This window comes from Chitinophaga vietnamensis, assembly GCF_902167635.1.
Classification (GTDB): domain Bacteria; phylum Bacteroidota; class Bacteroidia; order Chitinophagales; family Chitinophagaceae; genus Chitinophaga; species Chitinophaga vietnamensis.
This window is the reverse complement of record NZ_CABHMS010000006.1, coordinates 20,980-44,437: the sequence shown is the minus strand read 5'-3', so window position 1 is coordinate 44,437 and position 23,458 is coordinate 20,980. Positions and strand designations below refer to the sequence as shown.

General features: G+C 49.7%; 22 protein-coding genes. 7 read left to right on the top strand and 15 right to left on the bottom strand.

The genetic code is table 11. From position 1 onward, the window contains the following. The first annotated feature begins 6 nt into the window (after nt 1–6). From FPG75_RS16695 to FPG75_RS16680, 4 genes are all read left to right on the top strand, one after another. The gene (locus tag FPG75_RS16695; RefSeq protein WP_143308009.1) at nt 7–591 is read left to right on the top strand and encodes a helix-turn-helix domain-containing protein; all 585 of its coding nucleotides are present in this window, start codon (nt 7–9) and stop codon (nt 589–591) included. 126 nt (nt 592–717) lie between these two features. Beyond that, nucleotides 718–3,930 (top strand): SusC/RagA family TonB-linked outer membrane protein, encoded by a 3,213-nt coding sequence (locus FPG75_RS16690; protein ID WP_143308008.1) that lies wholly within the window; start codon nt 718–720, stop codon nt 3,928–3,930. A gap of 23 nt (nt 3,931–3,953) precedes the next feature. Then, nucleotides 3,954–5,534, top strand: coding sequence for a SusD/RagB family nutrient-binding outer membrane lipoprotein (locus FPG75_RS16685; RefSeq protein ID WP_143308007.1), 1,581 nt, complete (start codon nt 3,954–3,956; stop codon nt 5,532–5,534). 151 nt (nt 5,535–5,685) lie between these two features. Further along, on the top strand, nt 5,686–7,011 hold the full coding sequence (locus FPG75_RS16680; RefSeq protein WP_143308006.1) for a DUF5690 family protein: 1,326 nt from the start codon (nt 5,686–5,688) through the stop codon (nt 7,009–7,011). A 66-nt stretch (nt 7,012–7,077) separates the two neighbouring features. Here FPG75_RS16680 and tatA read toward each other — a convergent pair whose 3' ends face one another. The 12 genes from tatA to FPG75_RS16620 all read right to left on the bottom strand — a co-directional run bounded on the left by tatA (nt 7,078) and on the right by FPG75_RS16620 (nt 18,117). Then, nucleotides 7,078–7,275 carry a twin-arginine translocase TatA/TatE family subunit gene (gene tatA, locus FPG75_RS16675; RefSeq protein ID WP_143308005.1) on the bottom strand — a complete coding sequence of 66 codons (198 nt, stop codon included), beginning with the start codon at nt 7,273–7,275 and terminating at the stop codon, nt 7,078–7,080. 131 nt (nt 7,276–7,406) lie between these two features. Further along, nucleotides 7,407–7,964 carry an alpha-ribazole phosphatase family protein gene (gene cobC, locus FPG75_RS16670; RefSeq protein WP_161596827.1) on the bottom strand — a complete coding sequence of 186 codons (558 nt, stop codon included), beginning with the start codon at nt 7,962–7,964 and terminating at the stop codon, nt 7,407–7,409. Continuing rightward, nucleotides 7,949–8,725: an adenosylcobinamide-GDP ribazoletransferase gene (locus FPG75_RS16665; protein WP_143308003.1), complete on the bottom strand. Its 777-nt coding sequence runs from the start codon at nt 8,723–8,725 to the stop codon at nt 7,949–7,951. Before FPG75_RS16665 ends, cobC begins: the two co-directional genes overlap by 16 nt. After that, nucleotides 8,722–9,762 (bottom strand): nicotinate-nucleotide--dimethylbenzimidazole phosphoribosyltransferase, encoded by a 1,041-nt coding sequence (gene cobT, locus FPG75_RS16660; protein ID WP_143308002.1) that lies wholly within the window; start codon nt 9,760–9,762, stop codon nt 8,722–8,724. The genes FPG75_RS16665 and cobT overlap by 4 nt, the downstream gene beginning before the upstream one ends. Nucleotides 9,763–9,764: 2 nt before the next feature. Further along, entirely contained in the window at nt 9,765–10,280 is a 516-nt protein-coding gene (gene cobU, locus FPG75_RS16655; protein WP_143308001.1) for a bifunctional adenosylcobinamide kinase/adenosylcobinamide-phosphate guanylyltransferase, read from the bottom strand. Nucleotides 10,281–10,356: 76 nt separating this feature from the next. Next, nucleotides 10,357–11,676 (bottom strand): DUF5074 domain-containing protein, encoded by a 1,320-nt coding sequence (locus FPG75_RS16650; RefSeq protein ID WP_143308000.1) that lies wholly within the window; start codon nt 11,674–11,676, stop codon nt 10,357–10,359. Nucleotides 11,677–11,876: 200 nt separating this feature from the next. Further along, nucleotides 11,877–12,470, bottom strand: a complete 594-nt coding sequence (locus FPG75_RS16645) for a DUF6580 family putative transport protein (RefSeq protein WP_143307999.1) — start codon at nt 12,468–12,470, stop codon at nt 11,877–11,879. 17 nt (nt 12,471–12,487) lie between these two features. Further along, nucleotides 12,488–14,431, bottom strand: a complete 1,944-nt coding sequence (locus FPG75_RS16640) for a TonB-dependent receptor (protein ID WP_143307998.1) — start codon at nt 14,429–14,431, stop codon at nt 12,488–12,490. An 87-nt stretch (nt 14,432–14,518) separates the two neighbouring features. After that, nucleotides 14,519–15,169, bottom strand: a complete 651-nt coding sequence (locus FPG75_RS16635; RefSeq protein ID WP_143307997.1) for a tetratricopeptide repeat protein — start codon at nt 15,167–15,169, stop codon at nt 14,519–14,521. A 77-nt stretch (nt 15,170–15,246) separates the two neighbouring features. Next, nucleotides 15,247–16,140, bottom strand: a complete 894-nt coding sequence (locus tag FPG75_RS16630; protein ID WP_143307996.1) for an EamA family transporter — start codon at nt 16,138–16,140, stop codon at nt 15,247–15,249. 32 nt (nt 16,141–16,172) lie between these two features. Further along, entirely contained in the window at nt 16,173–17,396 is a 1,224-nt protein-coding gene (locus tag FPG75_RS16625; RefSeq protein ID WP_143307995.1) for an MFS transporter, read from the bottom strand. A 46-nt stretch (nt 17,397–17,442) separates the two neighbouring features. Continuing rightward, complete coding sequence (locus FPG75_RS16620; protein ID WP_236652816.1) at nt 17,443–18,117, bottom strand: FadR/GntR family transcriptional regulator; 675 nt, start codon at nt 18,115–18,117, stop codon at nt 17,443–17,445. A 148-nt stretch (nt 18,118–18,265) separates the two neighbouring features. Here FPG75_RS16620 and FPG75_RS16615 point away from each other — a divergent pair, with 148 nt between their 5' ends. The 3 genes from FPG75_RS16615 (at nt 18,266) to FPG75_RS16605 (ending at nt 22,143) form a co-directional block, all read left to right on the top strand. After that, on the top strand, nt 18,266–20,659 hold the full coding sequence (locus tag FPG75_RS16615) for a S9 family peptidase (RefSeq protein WP_143307994.1): 2,394 nt from the start codon (nt 18,266–18,268) through the stop codon (nt 20,657–20,659). A 121-nt stretch (nt 20,660–20,780) separates the two neighbouring features. Then, on the top strand, nt 20,781–21,659 hold the full coding sequence (locus FPG75_RS16610) for a helix-turn-helix domain-containing protein (protein WP_143307993.1): 879 nt from the start codon (nt 20,781–20,783) through the stop codon (nt 21,657–21,659). A 22-nt stretch (nt 21,660–21,681) separates the two neighbouring features. Then, nucleotides 21,682–22,143, top strand: a complete 462-nt coding sequence (locus FPG75_RS16605; protein ID WP_143307992.1) for a DUF983 domain-containing protein — start codon at nt 21,682–21,684, stop codon at nt 22,141–22,143. 5 nt (nt 22,144–22,148) lie between these two features. Here FPG75_RS16605 and FPG75_RS16600 read toward each other — a convergent pair whose 3' ends face one another. The 3 genes from FPG75_RS16600 to FPG75_RS16590 all read right to left on the bottom strand — a co-directional run bounded on the left by FPG75_RS16600 (nt 22,149) and on the right by FPG75_RS16590 (nt 23,411). After that, nucleotides 22,149–22,481: a PH domain-containing protein gene (locus tag FPG75_RS16600; RefSeq protein WP_143307991.1), complete on the bottom strand. Its 333-nt coding sequence runs from the start codon at nt 22,479–22,481 to the stop codon at nt 22,149–22,151. A gap of 93 nt (nt 22,482–22,574) precedes the next feature. Then, nucleotides 22,575–22,880, bottom strand: coding sequence for a hypothetical protein (locus FPG75_RS16595; RefSeq protein WP_143307990.1), 306 nt, complete (start codon nt 22,878–22,880; stop codon nt 22,575–22,577). A 135-nt stretch (nt 22,881–23,015) separates the two neighbouring features. Then, nucleotides 23,016–23,411 carry a nuclear transport factor 2 family protein gene (locus tag FPG75_RS16590; RefSeq protein ID WP_143307989.1) on the bottom strand — a complete coding sequence of 132 codons (396 nt, stop codon included), beginning with the start codon at nt 23,409–23,411 and terminating at the stop codon, nt 23,016–23,018. Nucleotides 23,412–23,458 lie beyond the last annotated feature (47 nt).

Genomic DNA, 23,458 nt, shown 5'->3' with positions numbered 1-23,458 from the left:
GCTACTATGACGGAGGATATCATCATTCAGATCAGCAACAAAATAAAGGAAAAACGAAAATCAAAAGGCATCACCATCCAGGAACTCGCGGATAAAGCACAGGTGAGCAAAGGCCTGATCTCTCAAATAGAAAATAACCGTACCGTTCCCTCGCTCCTTGTGCTGATCAATATTATCAAAGCCCTCAACCTCGATATGAACGAATTTTTCAACGAGATCGATCAACAAACACAGGGCGCTAAAGTTATCATCAAACAAAAATCATCCTACCAGGAATTTGAAAAAGAACCCGCCAAAGGTTTCCTCTATAAACGAGTGCTCACCAAAAATGTAAAGAACTTCCCCGTAGATATCGTACTGCTGGAACTCAAAAAGGGCGCCCGCAGAACACATACCGTTAAAACCGATGCCTACGAATATAAATACATCATCAAAGGAAAAGTAGAATACCATATCGATAACGAAAAATACCTGCTCGAAGAAGGCGACTCCCTTTTCTTCGACGGCCGACTTGGCCACAAACCCTCCAACGTAGGTGATACCGACGCGCAGATCCTCGTTGTTTATTTCTTCCTCGAAAATGATAAATAATTGCCCCGCAACCTTTTAATCTGTTTTTTATAAATACTTAACATTAATTTTAGTATAACTTAACATTCCGGTCATATTGCCCCTTAACCTTTGCATGGTAAATCAATTACCCTAATCTAAATTGCCATGCAATTAAATCTACGACTAGCGCTACGTCAGCTGAGTACCCTGCTCATGCTGCTACTGATTGTAACAACTGCCTATGCACAACAGGCCATCACCGGAAAGGTGATATCCGGGGATGACCAACAACCTGTAATTGGAGCATCTGTAAAAGTTCAAGGCACCAACCGCGGCACCGTTACTGACGCCAGCGGTAATTTCTCTATCAACGCCAAACCGGAAGAAGTACTGGTAGTGACTTTCATCGGATTCACGCCGGCACAACAGCCCGTGAACGGCGCCCATTCCATTACCATCACCCTGCGGCCTGATAAAAAAGCGCTGGACGAAGTGGTAGTAACGGCACTGGGTATACGAAAAGAAGTAAAACGAGTAGGCTACTCCGTACAGGAAGTGAAAGGCGCCGACCTCGTAAAAGCCCGTGAACCTAACCCGGTAAACGGCCTGGTAGGAAAGGTAGCCGGCCTCACCGTTGGCGCTTCCGCCGAACTGCTCGGACCTCCGCTGGTATTGCTGCGTGGTAACAACATCAACCTGTATGTGGTAGATGGCGTGCCCATCAACTCCGATACCTGGAACATTTCTCCTGATGATATCGAGAGCTATACCGTACTGAAAGGCGCCACCGCATCTGCGCTGTACGGCTCCCGTGGCCTCAATGGCGCCATCATGATCACTACTAAAAAAGGTACGAAAGACAAACGCGGCTTCTCCATCGAGTTCAATTCCAGCACCATGTTCGATAAAGGCTTCATCGCCATTCCGAAAGTGCAGGATGAATACGGTCCCGGCGACCACGGTAAATATGCTTTCGGCGATGGTAAAGGCGGCGGCGTGAATGATGCCGACTACGATATCTGGGGCCCTAAATTCGAAGGCCAGCTGATACCACAGTATGATAGCCCCGTAGATCCTGCTACTGGCAAACGTACCGGCACGCCCTGGATAGCCCGCGGTAAAAACAACCTGCAACGCTTCCTGCAAACAGGATTGCTGAGCACCAACAACCTCGCGGTATCTTCACATACAGAGAAAGCAGATCTGCGTTTCTCCATCACGCATTCTTACCAGAAAGGCCTGGTACCGAATACGCAGCTCAACATCACGAACTTCAACATGTCCGGCGGATACAACTTCAATAAACGTCTTCGCCTCGATGCCTATTTCAACTACAACAGGCAGTATACCGATAACTTCCCCGATGTAACCTATGGGCCGAACAGCTTGATCTATAACACCCTGATCTGGGCAGGCGCCGATTGGAGCATGGACGATATGCGCAACTACTGGCAGCCTGGTAAAGAAGGTATCCAGTCTATCTATGCAGAGTACCAGCGTTACCACAACCCCTGGTTCATGACCTACGAGTGGTTACGCGGCCACTATAAAACCGATATGAACGGCTATGCAAAACTGACTTACAAAATCAACGATAAGCTGGAACTGCTGGCCCGTACGCAGATCACCGGTTACGATATGATGAGAAATGAAAAGATGCCATACTCTGCGCACCCTTATGGTCGTGAAGAAGGCAAGGGCGATTATCGGGAAGATAAACGCTCGCTTTTCGAAAACAACACTGATGTATTACTGTCGTACACCGATGTATTCCCGCACAAGATCGGCCTGCATGCCTCTGTGGGCGGCAATGCGCGTTCATTTAAATACAATTCCAGTTTTGTATCTACCAACTATCTCAACGCACCGGGATGGTACGGTTTCGCCAACTCCCGCGATCCGCTGTTTGCCACCAATTACGTTGCTAACATGCTTGTGTTGAGCACTTATGGTTATGCGGATATCGACCTCGGTAAATATGCAACCGTATCACTGACCGGTCGTATCGATAAATCATCCAGCTTGCCAACCGGCCACAATACTTACTTCTATCCATCTGCTTCACTCAGCACGGTGGTATCGGATTATGTAAATCTGCCGGAAGTAATCTCCTTCCTGAAGTTCAGGGGTTCTTATGCGAATGTGAAAGGAGGTTTAACAACACCTACCATCGGTGCTACGCCAATGGCTTCTTACCCGATCGGTTACGGCACAGAATACAAGTCATCTTATGATGGCCCTACTTTCCAGAACTCAGCCACCTACAGTGTGGCGCCGGTTTACCAGAACCAGGCAGGTGCTTACTATACGCAGGTAATCGCCAATGCCAACCTGCAACCCTTTACCAGTAAGGTGTATGAAGCCGGTATGGATATCCGCTTCCTGAAGAACCGCTTGGGCCTGGATGCAACCTGGTTCACCAACCTCAATGGTCCACGCATCTATACGCTGCCGCTGCCGGTGAGCACCGGTTTCAACGGAACGCTGGTGAATGGTGTAACCACCCGCCTGAAAGGATGGGAAGTGGCACTAACAGGAACGCCTATACGTAGTAACAAGGGCTTCTCCTGGGATATCACCGCCAACTGGTCTACTTTCAAGGAACATTATGTAAGTATTTATGGAGATCAGACAAAACTGACACCGTTTATAGGTGTGGGTGATCGCATAGACAAATTCTATGGAACTAAATTCGTAAGAACGCCTGATGGTCAGATCATCAACGGTCCTGATGGCCGCCCGATTGTGAACCCTACGCAGCAATTCCTCGGATATGCAAGTCCCGACTGGGTTTGGGGTGTTAACAACACCTTCCGTTACAAAGGCGTAACCCTCAGCTTCCAGTTCGATGGCCGTGTAGGTGGCAGCATGATCGATTATATCCAACAGCAAACATTCCGCGGCGGCCGCAACATCCTCACCACGGAAGGCGCTATGGGAGCGGCCCGCTACCAGGATTATAAAGGTGTGAAATCATACGATGGCGGCGGCGTAGTAGTAAGCAATGGCGTTCCTATTCAGTACGACAACAACGGTAATGTTACCAATGCCGACAAACTTCAGTTTGCGCCTAACACTACCAAAACCTTCCTGCAAGACTATATCAGCGTATACTACAGAACCAACGAAGCAAACCTGATCAGCAAAACATTTGCGAAACTGCGTGAAGTAACATTGGGTTATACCCTGCCACAATCCTTGCTGGCACATACTTTCATCAGATCGGCCAACGTATCGTTTGTAGGCCGTAACCTGCTCTACTTCGCAAAAAATAAAGACGTAGACCTGGATCAGTATCCGGGCGCCGACCAGGGATCGTCTTCCCTGCAAACGCCTACTACCCGTAGCTATGGCTTTAACGTAAATCTCACATTCTGATCCATCTGAAAACTATGCATTGTATGAAATCATTGAAAATATTTGTACTTACTGCCTTGACTGGTATCGTGGTAAGCAGCTGTAACAAGAAGTACGACCAATATCAAGTGAACCAGAACAGACCCTCCAAAGTGCCGCCCAGTCTCGTGTTGGGAGGGGTGCTGGCCGATATGAACGGCGACAAGCCCTGGAGCAACGTTATGCGCTGGAACCAGTTCGATTGCTGTAATTATAACTATTATGGCGACCAACGTTACGACTGGGGGGGCGCCGATCTCAACAGCTTCTACTCCCTCCTGAACGTGAAACAGATGGAGAGTGAAGCCGCCAGGCTGGGAGGTAAGGATGTGAATCCTTACACCGCGCTGGGTAAGTTCTTCCGCGCTTTCTACTACTACCGCATGACCAACCTCACAGGCGATCTGCCACTGGCAGATGCCCTGCAAGGCCAAACGATCGTAGCGCCCAAGTATAACTCTCAAAAAGAGGTATTCAAACAGATACTGCAATGGCTGGAAGATGCCAACACGCAGCTGGATCAGCTGGTGAACAACCCCGACAAGAGCAATACTGCTGATGGTCAGGTGTTGAAAGGCGATTTCTATTTCGGCAACGATCTTTCAAAATGGCAACGCACTGTTAACAGTTTCCATCTGCGCGTACTGATCACCCTCAGTAACAAAACCAGCGATGCGGATCTGAAAGTAGTGGAGCAGTTCAAGAACATCATTGGCAACCCGGCCAAATACCCGCTGATCACGGGTATGGACCAGAACCTGCAATATATCTATAACAACATCAACAAGTATCCATCCAACCCGGACAACCTGGGTAATGATGCTACCCGTTATAACATGTCTGCCACCTACCTGAATACGCTGGTAGGCCTGAAGGACCCGCGCGCTTATGTCACTGCGGAACCGGCTACACAACAGCTGAACCAATATCACAAGAAGCCGAGCGATATCACGGCTTATGTAGGTGCACAGTCTGGTCAGAGCCAGGAAGATATGTCGTCACAAATGTCGAACGTAGATACCGCCGCTTACTCGCTGCGCAGCAGAAGCCGCTACTACAGCAGCTATGCGGCTGAACCAGGTATCATCGTGGGTTACCCTGAAGTATGCTTTAACATCGCAGAGGCCATCAACCGCGGCTGGATCACCGGCGATGCAGAGAGCTGGTACAAGAACGGTATCAAGGCATCCCTGGGCTTCTATGGTATCCCGCTGAGTGGAGTGGTATCAAAAACGTATGCGGGTGTACGTTATGATATTCCTTTTGATTTTGAAGGCAGCTACTACATACAGCCAACTGTAAAATATCAGGGTAACAATGCCGCCGGCCTGCAACAGATCCTGACCCAGAAATACCTGGCCTTCTTCGAGAACTCTGGCTGGGAAGCTTATATCAACTGGCGCAGAACCGGCGTACCTGCCTTTAGCGTAGGCGCTGGTACTGGTAACAGTGGCGTGATCCCTAAACGTTTCAAATACCCTGATAGCGAACGTACCGCCAATAGCATCAACTGGGCTGCTGCGCTGCAAAGCCAGTTTGGTGGCAGCACCGACGATATCAATGCAAGTATGTGGTTACTGAAGTAACCCGTTTAAGTTTGATTCATATCCCGCCCCGCGTTTGCGGCGGCGGGATTTTTTTATAAATAATGTTCAATAATACTTAACAATTAGTTCAGTATTTATTAACATTTAGTTTACATTGGATCTTCACCTTTGGCCCAAATCATTTGTGCTAATGTTGAATATTCCCTGGATTCAGAAGCGGCTGCAAAGGGCGCATCATTTTACTTTCTCCCTGTATGCTGCGTTGGTGGCGTTCGGAACCTATTCGTGCATGTATGCATTCCGTAAACCCTTTACGGCAGGGATATTTGAAGGCATTTCTTTTTTAGGTATCGATTACAAGATATGGTTGGTGATCGCACAAACAATAGGTTATGCGTGCAGTAAATTCTATGGTATCAGGTTCATTGCAGAGATGAAGGGCAACAAACGGGCGCGTAACATCCTGATGCTGATCCTGATCTCCTGGGCAGCTTTGTTATTGTTTGCCATCATACCGGCGCCTTATAATATTCCTTTTCTCTTTATCAACGGTTTCCCGCTGGGCATGATATGGGGCCTGGTGTTCAGCTACCTGGAAGGCAGGCGCAGCACGGAATTCATGGGAGCCGTATTATCCATCAGCTTTATTTTTTCATCCGGGTTTGTGAAGTCGGTGGGCAAGATGACCGTCGTGAACTGGGGCGTAAGCGAATTTTGGATGCCTTTCGTAACAGGACTGGTATTCGTAGTGCCGATCATGATCTTTGTGTTGTTACTGGAGCAAATACCGCCGCCCACGGCCGCTGATGAACAGATGCGCACCAAACGTGCGCCCATGAACAAACAGGACCGCAAACGTTTCCTGCACCTCTTCCTGCCGGGCCTCGTGTTGCTCATCGCGAGCTATGTGCTGCTCACCGTATTGCGCGACATGCGCGATAACTTCGCCGCCGACATCTGGAAAGACCTGGGCTATGGCTCGCAGGCAGCCATCTTCACACAAACCGAAGTACCGGTATCTGTTGCCATCATTCTTATTATGAGCCTGCTGGTATTTGTGAAGAACAATTTCCAGGCCTTCATGCTCAATCATCTCATCGTGATCGCGGGCTTTCTCATCGCGCTCCTCAGCACCATTCTGTTCAAAAGGCATGTGATGGGACCTGTATGGTGGATGACGCTCACCGGCCTTGGATTGTATATGGGATACATCCCATTCAACTGTATCTTTTTCGAGCGACTGATAGCCGTATTCAAATACGTGAGCAACGTAGGTTTCGTGATCTATGTGGCGGATTCATTTGGTTACCTGGGCAGCGTAACGGTAATGCTGGTGAAGAACTTTTGCGGGATCTCTTTATCCTGGAGCCAGTTTTTCATGGATGCGGTATTCGGTGTATGCGTTACCGGTATCATCATGATGATGATATCTTCATGGTATTTTAAGAAGAAATACGATGCAGTGAACAATGATACAGGACCTGCGATAGAAGGAGAAGTGCGGATCGCAGCGTAAACAAAAAAGTGCAAATGGTGAACCGGAAGGTTCACCATTTGCACTTTTGCAATCGTGAATATTTTATTATTCGCTTTTTTCTTTCTTTGCAGGCTCGTCTTTGGCATCTTTGAACTCACGAATGCCGCTACCCAAACCACGCATTAATTCAGGAATCTTCTTACCACCAAACAATAACAGTACCACGAGGGCGATCAGCAGTAACTCTTTGATACCGATTTCCTGCAGAAACAAAAGCGGAATATTCAAAAATGAAGTTGTCATTATACACCAGATTTTATTGTGTTCACTAGTTACGATAAAATAACCACATAAAGTTAATACGAAATCCGAGTTTTTCAGGATTTTAGAAAGATATTTAAAAAAATTAAGATAACATATCCATTTAGAAGACCTTACGCATTATAGAATATCATTTCTATCTGGCCGTTTAAGGCGCTCAGACGGGCTACACGGCCGTATTCGGTTCTTCTGTCGAAAGATTTTTCCAGCGGCGTATGGGTCACATGGGCCAGCAGAGCGCGGATCACACCGCTATGAGTCACCAGTACAGCATCACGGCCTTTGGCAATTATCTCCTGTAATATATCAAGGCTGCGCAGGTAGAGATCTTCATAGCTTTCGCCATTAGGCACCCGCTCGTACACAAAATCATCCATCCATTTTTGCAGGGCATCAGGCCCGAGGGCCTCCCAGCGCTGCATTTCCCAATCGCCGAAATTGAGTTCCATTAAGCGCCTGTCGATGCTCACCTGCTCGCCGAAGAGACGGGTGGCCAGCTTGTGGCAGCGTTGTAACGGGCTCGTATATACGTCGAAGGGCTGTTCAGGCAGCAAGGGTACAATACGAGCTGCCTCTGTTTCAAAGGTGTCGGCCACATCGATATCGGAAAAGCCGTAACAGATGCCGCGTTCCACGGCCGGTGTGGTGTGCCGGATCAAATATATTTCCATGCCAGAATGCAAAAGCACAAATATATAACTGTTTCCGCTACCTGTTGCATAGCGCCAAGACAATCGCCAGTATAGCCGCCGATCCATTTGCGCATGAGGCGCGCCATATACCAGCGTACCAGCAGCAATGCAGGAAGCACCAGCAGGAGGGTATAATTTTGCAGACAGATGATTGCCAGGAAGAAGGGGAGCAGCCCGAAAACGCCTGCGATGGCGAGATCGGCGCCGGTGATACCTTTGGATACAGGTTTCGCCTTGCTGTCTTCATTCTCTCTTACATATTGTTGTGTGTAGATGATCGTAATGGCTGAAAAGCGGCTCAGCGGCTGCGCCGCGAAGATGGCGAACATGATTTGCCCCATCGGGAGATACATGAGAGAGAGCAGCTTCATCGCCATGAGCAGCAAGAGGCCTAACATGCCATAAGTGCCGATACGGCTGTCTTTCATGATTTCGAGAATCTTCTCTTTGGTCCAGCCACCGCCGAATCCGTCGCACATATCAGCAAATCCATCTTCATGAAATGCGCCGGTGGTCCATACGCCGGCGATGATGCTGAGCAGCACGGTCACGGGGCGGGGAGCAAAGGTGCTGAATACATAGGCCACTGCGATCATAATGGCGGCCACCACCCAGCCTACCAGGGGGAGGTAACGGGTAGCTTTGCTGAGCATATCACCGTCATGCGGCGTACCAGTGGGCACGCGTATGCGGGAATAGAACATGATGGCTACAAGGAACAGCTGCCACTGTTTTTTCATATCGTCCGGTTTGAAACCTGTGCACTGTTGAAGCTGGCCATTTCGTTGAGAAAGGCGATGGCGCTGGCGATCAGCGGGATGGCCAGTGCGGCGCCGGTGCCTTCACCAAGGCGCATATCGAGTTGCAGAAGCGGCACACATCCAAGGTGTTGCAGCATGGCCTTGTGGCCTTTCTCTTCTGAACAATGCGCAAAGATGCAATAGTCTTTTACCGCAGGATGCATGCTGGCGGCGGCCAGCAGGGCGGATGTTACAATAAATCCATCGATCACTACCAACATGCGCAACGCGGCCGCTTGCAGGATGGCGCCACAGGTCATCGCTATTTCAAAGCCGCCAAAGGTGGCCAATGCCAGCATCGCGGTGGGCGGAGCAGGATGAAAGGCCATCACCTGCCGCAGTATTGCCTTCTTCTGCGTCAGCTGCTGGGCATTGCTGCCCGTGCCAATACCCACGCATTCATCGATAGGGACACCGGTAAAATGACTCATCAGCAAAGCGGCGGCAGAAGTGTTGCCAATGCCCATTTCGCCGAAGCCGATGATGTTGCAGCCTTTTTCATGCAGTTCCCTCACTTCCGCTGCGCCGGCTTCCATGGCGCGTTTGCACTGCTCTTCCGACATGGCGGGCCTATGCTGGAAGTTCTGCGTGCCCATGCCGATCTTCCGGTTTTTTAACAGCGGGTGAGCGGCAAATTCATGATTAACGCCCGCATCCACTACGCTGAGTTGTAATTGGTGCTGACGACAAAATACATTGATGGCGGCGGCGCCGTTGAGGAAATTGTATACCATTTGTGCGGTAACGGCCTGTGGGAAAGGGTTTACCAGTCCTTCCGCCGCGATGCCGTGATCGCCTGCAAATACCACGATAGCAGGTTGCTGCAACACGGGCGACAGCGTTTGCTGTACCAGTCCTGCCTGCAAGGCCACCTGCTCCAGCTTGCCGAGGGAGCCGGGCGGCTTTGTCTTCTGATCTATCTTCTCCTGTAAGGCTGCTCTCAGCTCCTGTGATATGGGCGCGATCTCGATATGCATCTTTATAAACCTTCTTTTTTTATTACAACGGGAATACCGGAAACCATTAATACTACGGTGCCGGCTAAACGCGCAATGTGCTGGTTCACCCAACCCTGAAGGTCGGTAAATTTGCGCCCGATGGGCGTTTCCGCATGCACGCCCATGCCGATCTCGTTGGTAACGATGATAAAAGTGCCTGCTTTCTGATGCAAGGCGTTAAGTTCTGCTTTCATGGCCTGCAAAGTGGCTTCTACATCATACTCATAATGCACGAAAAAGTTGGTGAGCCACAACGTTACGCAATCGATCACCACCGTATGACCATCTATCGGAAGACGACTCACATGCATCTCTTCTTCATAATTCACCCATTTATCATCGCGCTCGTTCTTATGTCGTTGTACGCGCGCCGCAAAATCATCATCCCATACTTTGGCAGTAGCCACATACACCGGATGCGCACTCTGTGTGAGCGCTAACTCTTGCGCATGGCTGCTTTTGCCTGATCGCGCGCCGCCGGTTATTAAATAGAACATAAAAAATTTTTGATTGAGGGATTTACGGATTTTTTGATTTAATCAAAAAATCCGTAAATCAAAAAATTCACCAATACTATAATGCGGGCATGGCCGGGAAAAAGAAGCCTGTATAAAGAATGCTTTTTCTCAGTGCGCCGGTGGCAGCATCGTAGATGAAGAGGGTGTTTTCTTTCGAGTTCTGGCCATAGCCAGGTTTGATGCCGGTTACTACGAGGGAGTTATCGGCGGGATTATATCTTACGCTTCCGCCATACAGTTCTCTGTCGGCAGGTAGTGTGATGAATGCGTTTTGTAAAGAAGCGGCGTTGCCGGGGATGTATTTATATATCTGTGTGCCGCCGCCCCACTGGCCTGTTTGCGCAAAGAACACGGCATTTTCAACACTGGAAGCGCTGAAGGTACCGGGGTTCCAGAAGCCCCAGGAATCGTAGATGGTGAAAGGTACGGTTACTGTGCTTACAGCCAGTGTTTGTGAATTGATGCTGTATAAAGTATTGCCGGCAGCTGCCCAGATGTTGCCGTCGGTGGTTTTAGCGAAGCCCACTGCGGCTTTCGCCGGTTTGCCTGCGATGGATAGATCGGCTGCATTCAGCGCTACTACGCCATCTGCCTGCGTTAACACAAATACATAATTGCCTGCTTTGATCATGCTGCCTGCCTGGCCGGTGATACCGGCTATTTTAGCGCCTACGGTAAAGGCTTGCAGGTCTACCGGGTATACGCCATCAGCAGTGCTCACCAGTCCGCGGTTATTATCGATGCCGCAGAAGGCGCGCCCATCGGCGGGTAGCTGCGCAATGCGGCCGGTCTCTTTCATAGAGAAAGCATCGGTGGCAATGAAAGGTCCTTGTTTGGATACCACATACAGGGTGTTATTGAAAACAGCGCCGTATTCGGTGGTCACGCCCAATTGTTTGCCAGGATTGGTTTGTGAATATACGTTGAGGTGCAGGGTATCTTCATTATAGCGGTAGAAGTTCACATCGCCGGTAGCGGGATAGCTGCCTTCATTGATGATATAAAAACCGTTCTCATAGCGGCCCAGTACCTTCACGCGGTAGTAGTAGGCGTTGAGACTGTTGCCAGACGATACTTTGAAGGAGATGGTATAATCGCCTTTATCGGTTGGGGTAAAAGTATAGGTAGAATCAGTACCGGCGGGCACACCATTTACGAGCCAGAGGAAGGTAGGAGGCGTGGTGATGTTGCCCAGTGTTGGCCGCAATACGCGGGTATCACCGGCATAGATCGTATCTTTTCCGTCTTTAAGACCCGGGCTAACAATAGTAGGAACAACTGTTTCGCTGCTGTTTTTCTGACAGGCGGAAAAGCCTATCACAGCCAGCGCTGCCAGTACAATCGGAAATTGGAATTTGCGTGAAAATTTGCGCATGTTGAGTTTATTTGTTGTCAGAACATTCTTTTTCGTAGATGCATCCACGTTAGATACACTTTTTCAGGGCCGGCGACAGAAATGTAGGTATGGGAGAGGAGCGCTATAGCGCATCCCTGAAATGATTAGAGACCCGGAGCGTAGGAGATTTTGCTTCTTCCATCTACTCTCCGGATCTCTAAAAAATTTATACTCATTTATCAGAGTGCCAGGCGGAGCCTGCGTTGTATCAGTGCGAAACTGCCGAAGAAGATCGTGCAGTAGATCAGGTTACCGATCAGCGTGTATTTCATGTAAGGGATGGCTTGCACATAGCAGCTGCTAAGGCCTGCGAGGTCTTTGGTGAAGGGCTGGCCGGTCAGCAGATTGGTAGAGCCGGAGATCCACACACCGAAATCGGAAATGAGCCAGTGTGTTACTGCGGCCGCTACAGATGCCAGTACGATATTACCAACAGCGATTTTCTTGATCATTACCTGACCAATCAGCACGATGGCCACAAAGCTGAGGTAATTCCACATCCAGCCTTTGTACAGGAGGCCGTCGGCATATTCACGATGAAATACCTGCATCAGCACGAGGTCACTGAAAAACAGCGCCAGCAGTGGAAATGCATAGGATTTCCATTTCTCTGAGAAAGAAGCGCCGCCGAACAATGCCATGGCGCCTACCGGTGTGAACATAGCGATGGGCGACATATCCTTGTCTGCTCCCAATACTACACGGATCACGCCTGCCGCCAGGATAAACAGCAGCAGAATGCCAAATCGCGGATTAAGATTTTTTAAAGACATATGTTGGTTTTATATGTTTACAAATTAAAGATAATCCCTGTATTGAAATTAAATCTTCGCGAATTGTAACCTAACAGATCAAAATATTGATAATCTGTGATGTTCCTGAACCCGGCAAAAATTTTAAGCAAGTTAGCAAATTTATACTCACCATAGAGGTCTAAAGTGTAATAATCCCCCATGGGCGTATTGCCCTGGTAGCGCTGGCCGATGTAGCGGTACGATGCGCTGGCATAAAATGCCTTGGTCACCTGGTAGCCCAGCGTGGCGTTTACCGCATGCCGCGGCACCCGGTACAGGTTATAATAGGAGGTATCCTTGTTGTTGCCCAGGTCTTTGGTAACACGGCCGTCTACATAAGTATAATTCACGTTGAGGTCGAGGCCCTTGATGATCTGCCAGTTGGCTTCTACTTCTGCACCATATGCCTTTTGTTTGTCGGCATTGCGGTACTGACTGGCATAGGTGACCGGATCGGAATAGAAAATGATCAGGTCTTTGGTATTCCGCGCAAAACCGGTTACACGGAAGTTCAACTGCTTCAAAAAGGCCTGGTAGCCTGCTTCGTAGCTGATGGTGGATTCAGGCTTCAGGAGCTTGTTACCATAACCTGGCGCATACAATTGGTATAAACTGGGCACTTTATAGGCACTCGCCACGTTCACGAATACTTTATGGTGATCGTTGATCAGGTAAGATGGATTAACAGAGAAGGTAAAATTATTACCGTAGATGTTATGATGATTGTAACGGCCGCCGGCATCCAGGTTGAAGCCACCCATATCATGCAGTAGCACGGAGGCATAGCCGCTGATCTGGCGGGTATGGGAACTGTCTTTGGTAAGATCGGTGATAAAAGGTGTGGCGCCGGGATAATTACCAAGGTACCAGTCATGCTGATCGATACCGGAAGCTGTAAATACGCCACCGCCAATCAGTCGCACTTGTCTCGCTACGTTCCAGTTCACGTAGGTTTCGGCCTGGTGCGTGTTGGAGGCGAAGGTGGTTTTATCATATTTCGCGAAGCCATTAGGCGCCACGTAGCCGGAATCGTTCAGGATGTCGCGGTTATTTTGTTGATAGCTGTACAATACATGCCAGCTGCCATTTTTGAAGCGATATTCGCTGCTGAAGCCATTGAGGAGATATTTGAATTTACCGTTATAGTCTTTATCATCGATGAAGGCGCCTTCATCGAGTGCGTGGTGATAATCGCTGAAGTTGAAAAGGTACTGGAAGTTCCAGCGGGAGCCTGCGGTGAGGCCCAGTTTGGCGAATACGCTATGCTGGCGGAAACCGTCTTTATCGAAATTGGCGGTGTGGGTAGAATCGTAGGCATCTGAGAAGCCGTCGGTTTTTTCATACTTATAACCCAGCAGGTAAGAGAAGCGGGAGATGTTACCATGTATGTTCACGGCGGCCTGGCGGTCGTTATAGCTGCCATAGCCCAGACTGGCGCCTGCACCGAATTTTTTGTCGCCGCTCTTGCGGGTGATGATATTGATTACGCCGGTCACGGCGTTGGTGCCGTATAAGGTCGATTGTGCGCCGCGCAACACTTCAATTCTCTCTACCATCTCCGGGGAAATAAAATTAAGATCGAAAGTGCTGGCGATCTGCGATGCGTCGCTTACGGGCAGGCCATCTACGAGGATGAGGGTATTGCCGCTGAGGGAGCCGCGCATATACACATCAGGGATGGTGCCCCGTACATTTTCGGAGCCATTCACGATAAGGCCGGCCTGTTCGTTGAGGATAGAGGCAATGGTTTTGCCGCTGTTCTTTTGCAGGTATTCCCTGGTGAGGATGGTCACCACTTTGCCGGTTTCGCTGGCTTTCTGTGGCCCTTTGGTGGCTGTTACCGTAATTTCATTGAGTTGGCTGATACGGCTGGAATCCTGTGCCCTGGCTGAAAAGAAGGAGCAAGCCAATAATAGTGCAATAGTAGATCTCTTATACATCTGATGAATTTATAATTAAAAAACCCTTCAAGCGCTCAAAGCGCCTGAAGGGCTGATCCTTCGCTTCAAGCAATCATTTTTAATTTCTTATCCCGGCATCCTGGAAATGTACTTGTCCATTTCCTTGATCTGGTTCACGATCTGTGCGGTGGTAGGCTTCTGCGCCTTGGCACGGCGAAAATAATCTTTAGCGGTTTTGAAGTCGCGGCGCGTCATGGCGATAGAAGCCAGTGTGAGCAAGGCGGCGGCGGTATTCTCTTTATCAGGGAGGCCCATGCGTACTGCCTTTTTCAGGTTCTGGTCTGCGGTCTTCAGATCATTCTTCTGATAAGCAATGGTACCCAGCTGGAAGTACTGCATGCCTTCATATTCTTTCATCGGGCTGCCAGACTGAATACTCTGGCGGATCGTGGCTTCTGCTTTATCAAGGTCATTGCTATACATCGCCATATTGCTCTGCATAAAATAGTATACGGAGCGGATAGGTTTATACAGCAGCTTGGGGAATTTCACCTGGTTCATCAGGGCGGTGGCGCGCTCAAGGTCGCCAGCTTCCACTGCTTCCTGTACCAGCCGCATAGGGCCGAAGAGCACATGCGTAACGAGGCATATCAGTGCCAGTACCAGCACGATGGTAGCTTCCCACCAGCCAACCGTAAATCCGAGGGCAATACCGCCCAACAACAACACGATGCCTATTGGGAAACGATATAGAATAAAAAAGTTAAATGCTTTCATGGAACATTTGCTTCTAATAGCGGGGGCAAAGATAAATAAAAAAGCAGTCTGCCAAGGGGCGGTATGAATCTTTCTGTTTATGCCACGGGCTGTACGGCCGGCCTCCTTCGCTTCAGGTTCGCCAATGCGATGGCGCTGAGTATGATGATCACGCCTGCCACCTGTAGCATCGTTACGCGTTCATGCAGCATCACAGTGGCGGCAGTGGTAGCCACGGGCAGCTCGGCGGCGCTCAGGATGGCGCCCAGCGCCACACCGGTTTGCGGCATGCCCTTGGAAAAGAGAAAGGGCGGTAATACCGTGCCGAAAGCCGCCAGGGGCAAGCCCCACAGCCAAAGCTCACTGCCGAGGAAACGGCCATTCACCAGGTATAGCGGCGGAAATAGTATCGTAATGATCACAAAAGCGCCGGTAACGATCCACGCACTTTTCAACACTGGCGTTAAAGATTGCCCCACACGGCCACTCACCACAATGAATACCGTATAGAACAAAGCGGCCAGCAAGCCGAAACCAATGCCCCGGATATCTACCTGCGCCGGACCGCTATTCAAAATGCCGCCTGCCAGCAAAGTGCCGCCCAGTATGCATATTACAGCGATCCACTGTATCGCATTGGGACGTTTTTTATAGATCAGCCATTCGGCCAGCATGCTCATCCAGGTAAACTGCATCAGCAAGATGATACCCAGACTGGCAGGAATATATTGCACGCTTTGATAATAGGTGATGCTCACCAAACCGGTGGAGCTGCCGAGAATAAAACAGGTACGCGCATCTTTATCGCGAAGGCCCATGGTTGGGCGGCGCGAGAGCCAATGGATGATCCACAGCGCCAGCATCCCGAAGCCAGCCTGCACGCTGCATAGCTCTCCCAGCGTAAATCCTTGCTGGTAGCCCAGCTTCACGATCGTAGATAATATCCCGAAGCTACAGGCTCCCAGCAACACAAGCACAATGCCTTTCCACATATCATTAAAAATTTCAGCGAAAGTAGCGAAAACTAGGATTTACGCTTTTCGAGGTTAGGAAGAAGACCTGTCAGTAAGCCTATCAGCGGCAGGTACGCGCATACCTGGTATACATAGTTGATGCTGGTAGCATCGGCCAGTTTACCCAGCAGGGCAGAGCCCACACCGGCCATACCAAAGGCCAGGCCGAAGAACAAGCCCGCTATCATGCCTACTTTCCCCGGTACTAACTCCTGCGCATATACGAGAATAGCGGAGAAGGCGGAAGATAATATCACCCCGATGAACACGCTGAGCACCGCGGTGAGCGCGAGGTTCACATGCGGCAGCAGCAGTGAGAACGGCGCCACGCCCAGTATGGATATCCAGATCACATATTTCCTGCCGATACGGTCGCCTACCGGCCCGCCAATGAAAGTGCCCGCTGCTACGGAGAAGAGGAACACAAACAAATACACCTGTGCTGTTTGTACAGAAAGATGGAATTTACTCATCAGGTAAAAAGTATAATAGCTGGTCATGCTCGCCATATAAAAGTATTTGGAGAAGATGAGCACGAGCAATATAGCCAGAGAGAAGATCACCTTGCCGGTAGACAGCCGCTGATGCTGCTGCAATTGCGCCGCTTTTTTTGGTTTGATGCGATGCGTATTGGCCTTGTACCATTTGCTGATGTTAAGCATCACGAAAATGGCCAGCAATGCGGCAAGAGAGAACCAGATGATATTGCGTTGCCCGAAAGGCACTACAATGGCCGCTGCCAGCAAAGGTCCCAGCGAGCTGCCCGCATTGCCGCCCACCTGGAAAAGCGATTGCGCCATGCCATGCTTGCCGCCGGATGCCATATGCGCCAGCCTGGATGCCTCCGGATGAAATACCGCCGAGCCAACGCCCACAAGGCCTACGGATACCAGCACCATCTCGAAACTGCCCGCGCGTGATAAACATACCAACCCTATCAGGGTGAACATCATACCGATAGCAAGTGAATAGGGTTGCGGCCTTTTATCTGTGAAAAGGCCCACCAGTGGCTGTAATATCGATGCCGACAGCTGAAAGGTAAAGGTGATAAGGCCTACCTGCGAAAAGTTCAATTTCAGCGAATCCTTTACCAGTGGATAAATAGCAGGTATCAACGATTGCAGGGTGTCGTTGAGCAGATGGGTGAAACTCAATGCCAGCAATATAGAGAGCACCGTTTGTTGTGCGGCCTGATTCGTAGTTTGCGCGGACTGTTCTTGTAATGTTGTTTCCATGGTTTTCAATTGTGATCAGATCATCTGATGTTTAAGGATAAATTTTTTACTTATTGTGTGTGGCGATCTTTTGCGCCCAGTACAGCGCTTTTTTAGGATCCTTGTCTATAATGCTTTGCAGCAGCGCATCATGGAGGTGCTGGGTAGCGGTGAAAGAATCGGTATTACCATAGCGCAGCACAAACGACTGTTTCAGATGTGATGATACAGTATGGTAAAGATCTATCATGATCTCGTTCTTACCCGCTTCCGCGATAGAATTATGAAAGTTGATATCCGCCTGAATACAGGCCTCCAGCTGATTAGCGACAGCGTATTCATAGCGTTTTTTCAAAAAGCCTTTCATCTTCTCAATATCTTTATTATTACGGTGCATGGCGGCTTTCTCGGCAATCTTCACTTCAAAGAGGAAACGCACTTCGTTCAGGTCTTCAAAGTCGGCACGCTGCAGGCGTTGCGACAGCGGCTCGCCGGGGCCTGTTTGCGATGCGACGAAAGTGCCTACTCCCTGCTGCACCCGTACAAATCCTTTGTGGGCCAGTATCTTCACGGCTTCCCGCACACTGGAACGGCCTACGCCAAACTGCAACATCAGCTCAGGCTCTGTAGGCAACTGCTGCCCCACGGCATATTTGCCGGAAACGATCTGGTCCTGCAACCGGCGGGATACCTCCTCAGCCAGGCTGGAACGTTTTAAAGGAGAAGTATTCGAATACATCATATCATCAGATGACTGCAAAGATAAAAATCTTTGGATGAGAAATGCAAGTGAATTTTTCTTCCTTCGCCCTTCATCACTTTCTCCTTTGCTTTCCCCGCCAATATCCCTATTTTGGCGGGATTGGTTCCGACCTTAATTCAACCGCTATATGAGAAAACTAGTACTGTCGTTATCCCTGTTACTTACAGTAAGGGCTTATGCACAAGACGCGCTGAAGTATCAGACGCCTCCGCAGTCTATCATGGAACTGGCCATGGCTGCGCCTCCGCAACAAGTTGATTTTAATCCGAAAGGAGATGTAATGCTGATCATGGAACGCTCCGGCTTTCCTACCATCGAAGAATTGTCGCAGCCGGAATACCGTTTGGCAGGCGATCGTATCAATCCATCCAACTTTGGCCCCAGCAGGGCAGCGTATGTAACGTCTATCACCATCAAAATGGTGAATGGCAATAAACAATACCCGGTAACAGGCTTGCCGGCCGATGCCCGCATCAGCAAAGTGTCCTGGTCGCCCGGACAAAAGCGTATAGCCTTCACCGTTACCGACAACAACAGCATCACCCTGTGGACAGCAGACGTGGCTACCGGCGCCGCCAAACAATTCAGCCAACGCCGTTTGAATAACACCGGCGGCCATGCATTCACCTGGTTAGATGAAGACCGTATCCTGGTATTGTCTGTACCGGCTAACATCGGCCCCGCCCCGCTGAAACCCGTTGCGGCAGAAGGCCCTACGGTTCAACAAACCAGCGGGAAAGCCGCTCCTGCCGCCACTTTCCAGGATATGCTCAAAAACCCCTATGATGAAAAACTGTTCGAATATTATTTCCAGTCAGAACCTGTGATCATCAGCAGCAAGGGCGAACAGGTGATTGGCAAACCCGGCATCTACGCGGGTATCGAGCCATCTCCCGATAATCAATATCTGCTGATAGAAACCCTGCACCGTCCTTTCTCTTATCTCGTTGGCGCCGACCGTTTCCCGACAGAAGTGGAGATATGGAAGATGAATGGCGAGAAAGTGAAAACCTTAGCCAGCAAACCGCTGGATGAAGTGCGGCCCAAAGGCTTCGATGCCACCAGTAATTATCCCCGTCACCACGCCTGGCGCAGCGATGCGCCGGCTACCATTACCTGGGTGCAGGCCCTCGATGGCGGTGATCCTAAAAAGAATGTGCCTTTCCGCGATGAAGTGGACATGCTGGCCGCTCCATTCGATGCACAGCCCGTAGCGCTCACCAAAACAACAGACCGCTTTGGCGGCATCGCCTGGGGAAATGCACAGCTGGCGCTGGTTACAGCCCTTAATAACACCCAGCAGAAAGTGAAAGTGACCCGTATCGATCCATCACATCCGGAGCAGGAACCCGTAACAGTGATCGACCGCTCGCTGAACGACCGCTACAACGATCCCGGCGATCCGCTGCTGGTGAAAAATCAGTACGGCAAATCCGTATTGTACATATCACCCGCAGATGAGCTGCTGATGACCGCTCCGGGCGCCTCTCCCGAAGGCGACCGCCCTTTCCTGTCGAAGTTCAGTTTGAAAGATAAAAAGCAAACCATCCTGTGGCGCTCACAGGCTCCTTACTACGAACAGGTGACCAAAGTGATCGATCCGGCAAAAATGACGCTGGTGATCTCAAAAGAATCCGTTACCATGCCGGCGAACTATTACCTGCAAACGCTGAAGAAAAAAGAAACAGTAGCACTGACCGCTTTCCCGCACCCACAGCCACAATTGCAGGGCGTTCAAAAACAGCTGCTCAAATACAAACGTAAAGACGGCGTGGACCTCACCGCTATGCTGTACCTGCCTAAAGGCTATGACCCTAAAAAAGACGGCCGTTTGCCCGTGCTGATGTGGGCTTATCCCCGTGAGTATAAATCTGCCAGCGATGCCGCACAGGTGCGCGGCTCTGAATATCGCTTCACCAGGGTGTCTTACGGCTCGGCCATCTTCTGGGTTACCCGCGGATTTGCCGTGATGGACGCTACCGAAATGCCGATCGTAGGCGAGGGCGACAAAGAACCCAACGACACTTTTATCGATCAGCTGGTGATGAACGCAGAAGCGGCAGTGAACAAGATCGACGAGATGGGCGTGGGCGACAGGAACCGCATCGCTGTGGGGGGCCACTCTTACGGCGCTTTCATGACGGCTAACCTGCTCGCACATACGAATTTATTCAAGGCCGGCATCGCGCGCAGCGGCGCTTATAACCGCACGCTCACGCCTTTCGGCTTCCAGAATGAACAACGCACCTATTGGCAGGCGCCGGATGTGTACTACAAAATGTCGCCCTTCTCTTATGCCGATAAGATGAAAACGCCGCTGCTCATGATCCACGGCGAAGCTGATAATAATTCCGGCACTTTCCCCATTCAAAGCGAAAGACTGTACAATGCTATCAAAGGCAATGGCGGCACCGCCCGCCTGGTATTCCTGCCGCAGGAAAGCCACGGCTATGCTGCCAGAGAAAGCATCCTCCACATGCTGTGGGAAATGGATGAATGGCTTAACAAGTACGTAAAATAGATCTCCGTTCCTGTTGATGGCGACTACTGCCGCCATCAACAGGAACAATATGTAAAAAGTACCATTAAAGCCCCCAATTCCACAATCTGGCTATCCTCCCGCTCCGTACCTTTGCCCTAACATGTCAAAGGCGCATATTCCAACATATGATATCTGTTCCCTTGTAATGGGGAAGCCCGTTTCAGCCGATATACTCGTGGCGCGGTTCTCCGATTATCTGGAAGCCCACCAGGATATTCATTTCCCGCACCGGCACTCTTTTTACCATTTGGTACTTTTTACCAGCGGTAAAGGTAGCCATACGATCGATTTTGAGCGGTTTCCGGTGAAGGCAGGGCAATTCTACTTCATGGTGCCGGGCCAGGTACATAGCTGGTATTTTGAAGGGAAGACAGAAGGATATGTGCTCAATGTTTCCACGGCATTCTTCAACGAATTTTTGAAAGATGCCGATTACGTAGAACGCTTCCCTTTTTTTAGTGGCGTAAGTACCGAAGGCGTAGTGCAACTGCCCCGTGAGGGCCTGCATGCCATCACCGCCCTGCTGGAAGAGATGCTCGTGGAAGTGGCCGCTGGCCATGCTTACAGCCTCGACATGCTACGGCTCCTGTTGCTGGAAGTATTTATCAAAACAGCACGCACCACGCAATGCGGCAAAGAGCGCCCGGAGATGCTGCATAACAATATGTTGTTACGCAACTTCCGCAAGCTGGTGGAACAGCATTACATGCAACTGCGGCTGCCAAAGGATTACGCGGCATTGCTGTATGTAACGCCTAATTACCTCAATGCCTTCTGCCAGCATATGTTGGGCCGCTCGGCCGGAGAGATCATCCGCGACAGGGTACTGCTGGAAGCCAAACGCCTGCTCATCAACGCAGATGTGCCTATCTCGTCGATCGCCTACCAGCTTAACTTCCAGGATAATTCCTACTTTACGAAGTTCTTCAAGAAGTACGCAGGCGTTACCCCGGAGGAGTTCAGGAAAAATATTATCTGATGAAGAAATAAATCAACAAAGTATGTGTGCAGATAAAAATCATGAGAAGCCCGGTCTGCTGAAAAGCCTGCTGGGCAATAAATGCGCCCGTTGCCGCCGTGGCAATATTTTCAAAACGCAAAACCCTTACAACCTGAAGAACTTCATGAAAATGCCCGATGTATGCCCTGTATGCGGCCAGCAGGTGGAAGTAGAAGTAGGGTTTTATTATGGTACCGGTTACGTAAGCTATGCCTTGTCTATTGCCGTTTGTGTAGCCAGCCTGATAGCGTGGTGGTTATTTATCGGGTTTTCTATTTACGACAACCGTATTTTCTGGTGGTTGGGCGCCAATGCCTTGCTGCTGCTGATTTTACAGCCATTGATCATGCGATGGTCCCGTACCATCTGGATGGCCTTTTTTGTGTATTATGATGAAGACTGGTACCAGGGGCCTCCTCAAGGCACCGGCAGGGCCAACGCTACTTTCCGTAATGCCATCTGATGCGCTCAGAGGCGGTTACAATCACATATCACGGCCAGCCCTTGTTGCAGCCACTGCTGAAAGATAGATTCTTTTTCAAACGGAGGGAAATTGAGCGGCCGTCCGCCAACATCGCGAAGCACTACGCCATCCGCATGCGATTCCACAATACGCCTGGTATCGGCTTCCTGCCGGACGGAGATGCGGGGAAGTACTTTCACCAGTTCAAATATGGCGCTGTCGGAAGTATCATTGGCGTGTATCAATCTCACAATGAAATGGTATTCGCCATGGCGCGTAAGCAGCGAGGGGACCGCGACGGAGCTGACCTGGTAACAGGTGCCTGGGGTGAGTAACATAGGAAGCGTTTTGTAATAGTGAATATACAGCAAAAAAGCCGGTAGGTGCTCCCTGATCCGGCTTTTTTATATTCGACTAAAACTGGCCTCTTATTACTTGTCTTTTTTGTCGTGAATCTGTGATTTCTTCAGATACACTTTCTTACCTTTCCCGTCTACAATAAATTTGCGGTCTTTTTTATCGATGTAGACCGTCTCGCCATTGGGTCCTTCTTTTCCTTTGTAGATCTTGTCGGTAACAGCGGAAGTTCCTTTTACCGCAATGGACGCTGTTTTATGGCCTATCTTTTTTAAGGTGCTATCTATCCCCTGTGCAAATGCGCGCTGGCCTGAGAAAGAAGCTACTACGCCCAATGCTGTGGCAAACATGAATCCGGTGAGGTTTTTTGGAGCTTTCATGATAATAATTGTTTTAGTTAAAAGAAAATCTGCTTTTTAACTTTCAACAATAATGCCATCTTGAATGTTCGCTAAAATTAATCTTCCGGCGTGATAACATCGCGCCGGAAGACCTGTTGCCCGTATTTTTCTACATCAGTTGCCCCAGAAATGATCTTCCTGCGCAATATCTTCCGCAAATACTTTAGCCGCCACGATCTGGCCATCTTTCACCGTATATACGTCTACGTTATCCGTATATAATTCGGCGCCGGGACGGGATGCCTTCCAGGTAAGCACGCAGGTGGCCTGGTCGCCGTTTACAGCAATGGTTTTGATGTCGCTGAGACGGAGGGTATTTTCAGATACCTCAAACATGCCGCCCACCATCTGGAACACTTCACCACTGGATTTCTTAGTGCCGGAAAAACGGTTGTTACCCGGCTGTTGCCAGCTGATCTCCGGGTGAAGCAAGGCGCCCAGCTTTTCGAGATTTACTTCCTGGACTGCGTGTACAAATTCAGCTACTACTTTTAAAGTTTGATTTTCCATTTCTTTATTTTTTTTGAGATGAATAATGTTGATGATGATGCAAAACT

Excerpts from the sequence above, each read along its gene's own strand:
- FPG75_RS16695 (WP_143308009.1), top strand. The coding sequence starts at position 7 with ATGACGGAGGATATCATCATTCAGATCAGCAACAAAATAAAGGAAAAA.
- FPG75_RS16690 (WP_143308008.1), top strand. The coding sequence starts at position 718 with ATGCAATTAAATCTACGACTAGCGCTACGTCAGCTGAGTACCCTGCTC.
- FPG75_RS16685 (WP_143308007.1), top strand. The coding sequence starts at position 3,954 with ATGAAATCATTGAAAATATTTGTACTTACTGCCTTGACTGGTATCGTG.
- FPG75_RS16680 (WP_143308006.1), top strand. The coding sequence starts at position 5,686 with ATGTTGAATATTCCCTGGATTCAGAAGCGGCTGCAAAGGGCGCATCAT.
- tatA (WP_143308005.1), bottom strand. The coding sequence starts at position 7,275 with ATGACAACTTCATTTTTGAATATTCCGCTTTTGTTTCTGCAGGAAATC.
- cobC (WP_161596827.1), bottom strand. The coding sequence starts at position 7,964 with ATGGAAATATATTTGATCCGGCACACCACACCGGCCGTGGAACGCGGC.
- FPG75_RS16665 (WP_143308003.1), bottom strand. The coding sequence starts at position 8,725 with ATGAAAAAACAGTGGCAGCTGTTCCTTGTAGCCATCATGTTCTATTCC.
- cobT (WP_143308002.1), bottom strand. The coding sequence starts at position 9,762 with ATGCATATCGAGATCGCGCCCATATCACAGGAGCTGAGAGCAGCCTTA.
- cobU (WP_143308001.1), bottom strand. The coding sequence starts at position 10,280 with ATGTTCTATTTAATAACCGGCGGCGCGCGATCAGGCAAAAGCAGCCAT.
- FPG75_RS16650 (WP_143308000.1), bottom strand. The coding sequence starts at position 11,676 with ATGCGCAAATTTTCACGCAAATTCCAATTTCCGATTGTACTGGCAGCG.
- FPG75_RS16645 (WP_143307999.1), bottom strand. The coding sequence starts at position 12,470 with ATGTCTTTAAAAAATCTTAATCCGCGATTTGGCATTCTGCTGCTGTTT.
- FPG75_RS16640 (WP_143307998.1), bottom strand. The coding sequence starts at position 14,431 with ATGTATAAGAGATCTACTATTGCACTATTATTGGCTTGCTCCTTCTTT.
- FPG75_RS16635 (WP_143307997.1), bottom strand. The coding sequence starts at position 15,169 with ATGAAAGCATTTAACTTTTTTATTCTATATCGTTTCCCAATAGGCATC.
- FPG75_RS16630 (WP_143307996.1), bottom strand. The coding sequence starts at position 16,140 with ATGTGGAAAGGCATTGTGCTTGTGTTGCTGGGAGCCTGTAGCTTCGGG.
- FPG75_RS16625 (WP_143307995.1), bottom strand. The coding sequence starts at position 17,396 with ATGGAAACAACATTACAAGAACAGTCCGCGCAAACTACGAATCAGGCC.
- FPG75_RS16620 (WP_236652816.1), bottom strand. The coding sequence starts at position 18,117 with ATGATGTATTCGAATACTTCTCCTTTAAAACGTTCCAGCCTGGCTGAG.
- FPG75_RS16615 (WP_143307994.1), top strand. The coding sequence starts at position 18,266 with ATGAGAAAACTAGTACTGTCGTTATCCCTGTTACTTACAGTAAGGGCT.
- FPG75_RS16610 (WP_143307993.1), top strand. The coding sequence starts at position 20,781 with ATGTCAAAGGCGCATATTCCAACATATGATATCTGTTCCCTTGTAATG.
- FPG75_RS16605 (WP_143307992.1), top strand. The coding sequence starts at position 21,682 with ATGTGTGCAGATAAAAATCATGAGAAGCCCGGTCTGCTGAAAAGCCTG.
- FPG75_RS16600 (WP_143307991.1), bottom strand. The coding sequence starts at position 22,481 with ATGTTACTCACCCCAGGCACCTGTTACCAGGTCAGCTCCGTCGCGGTC.
- FPG75_RS16595 (WP_143307990.1), bottom strand. The coding sequence starts at position 22,880 with ATGAAAGCTCCAAAAAACCTCACCGGATTCATGTTTGCCACAGCATTG.
- FPG75_RS16590 (WP_143307989.1), bottom strand. The coding sequence starts at position 23,411 with ATGGAAAATCAAACTTTAAAAGTAGTAGCTGAATTTGTACACGCAGTC.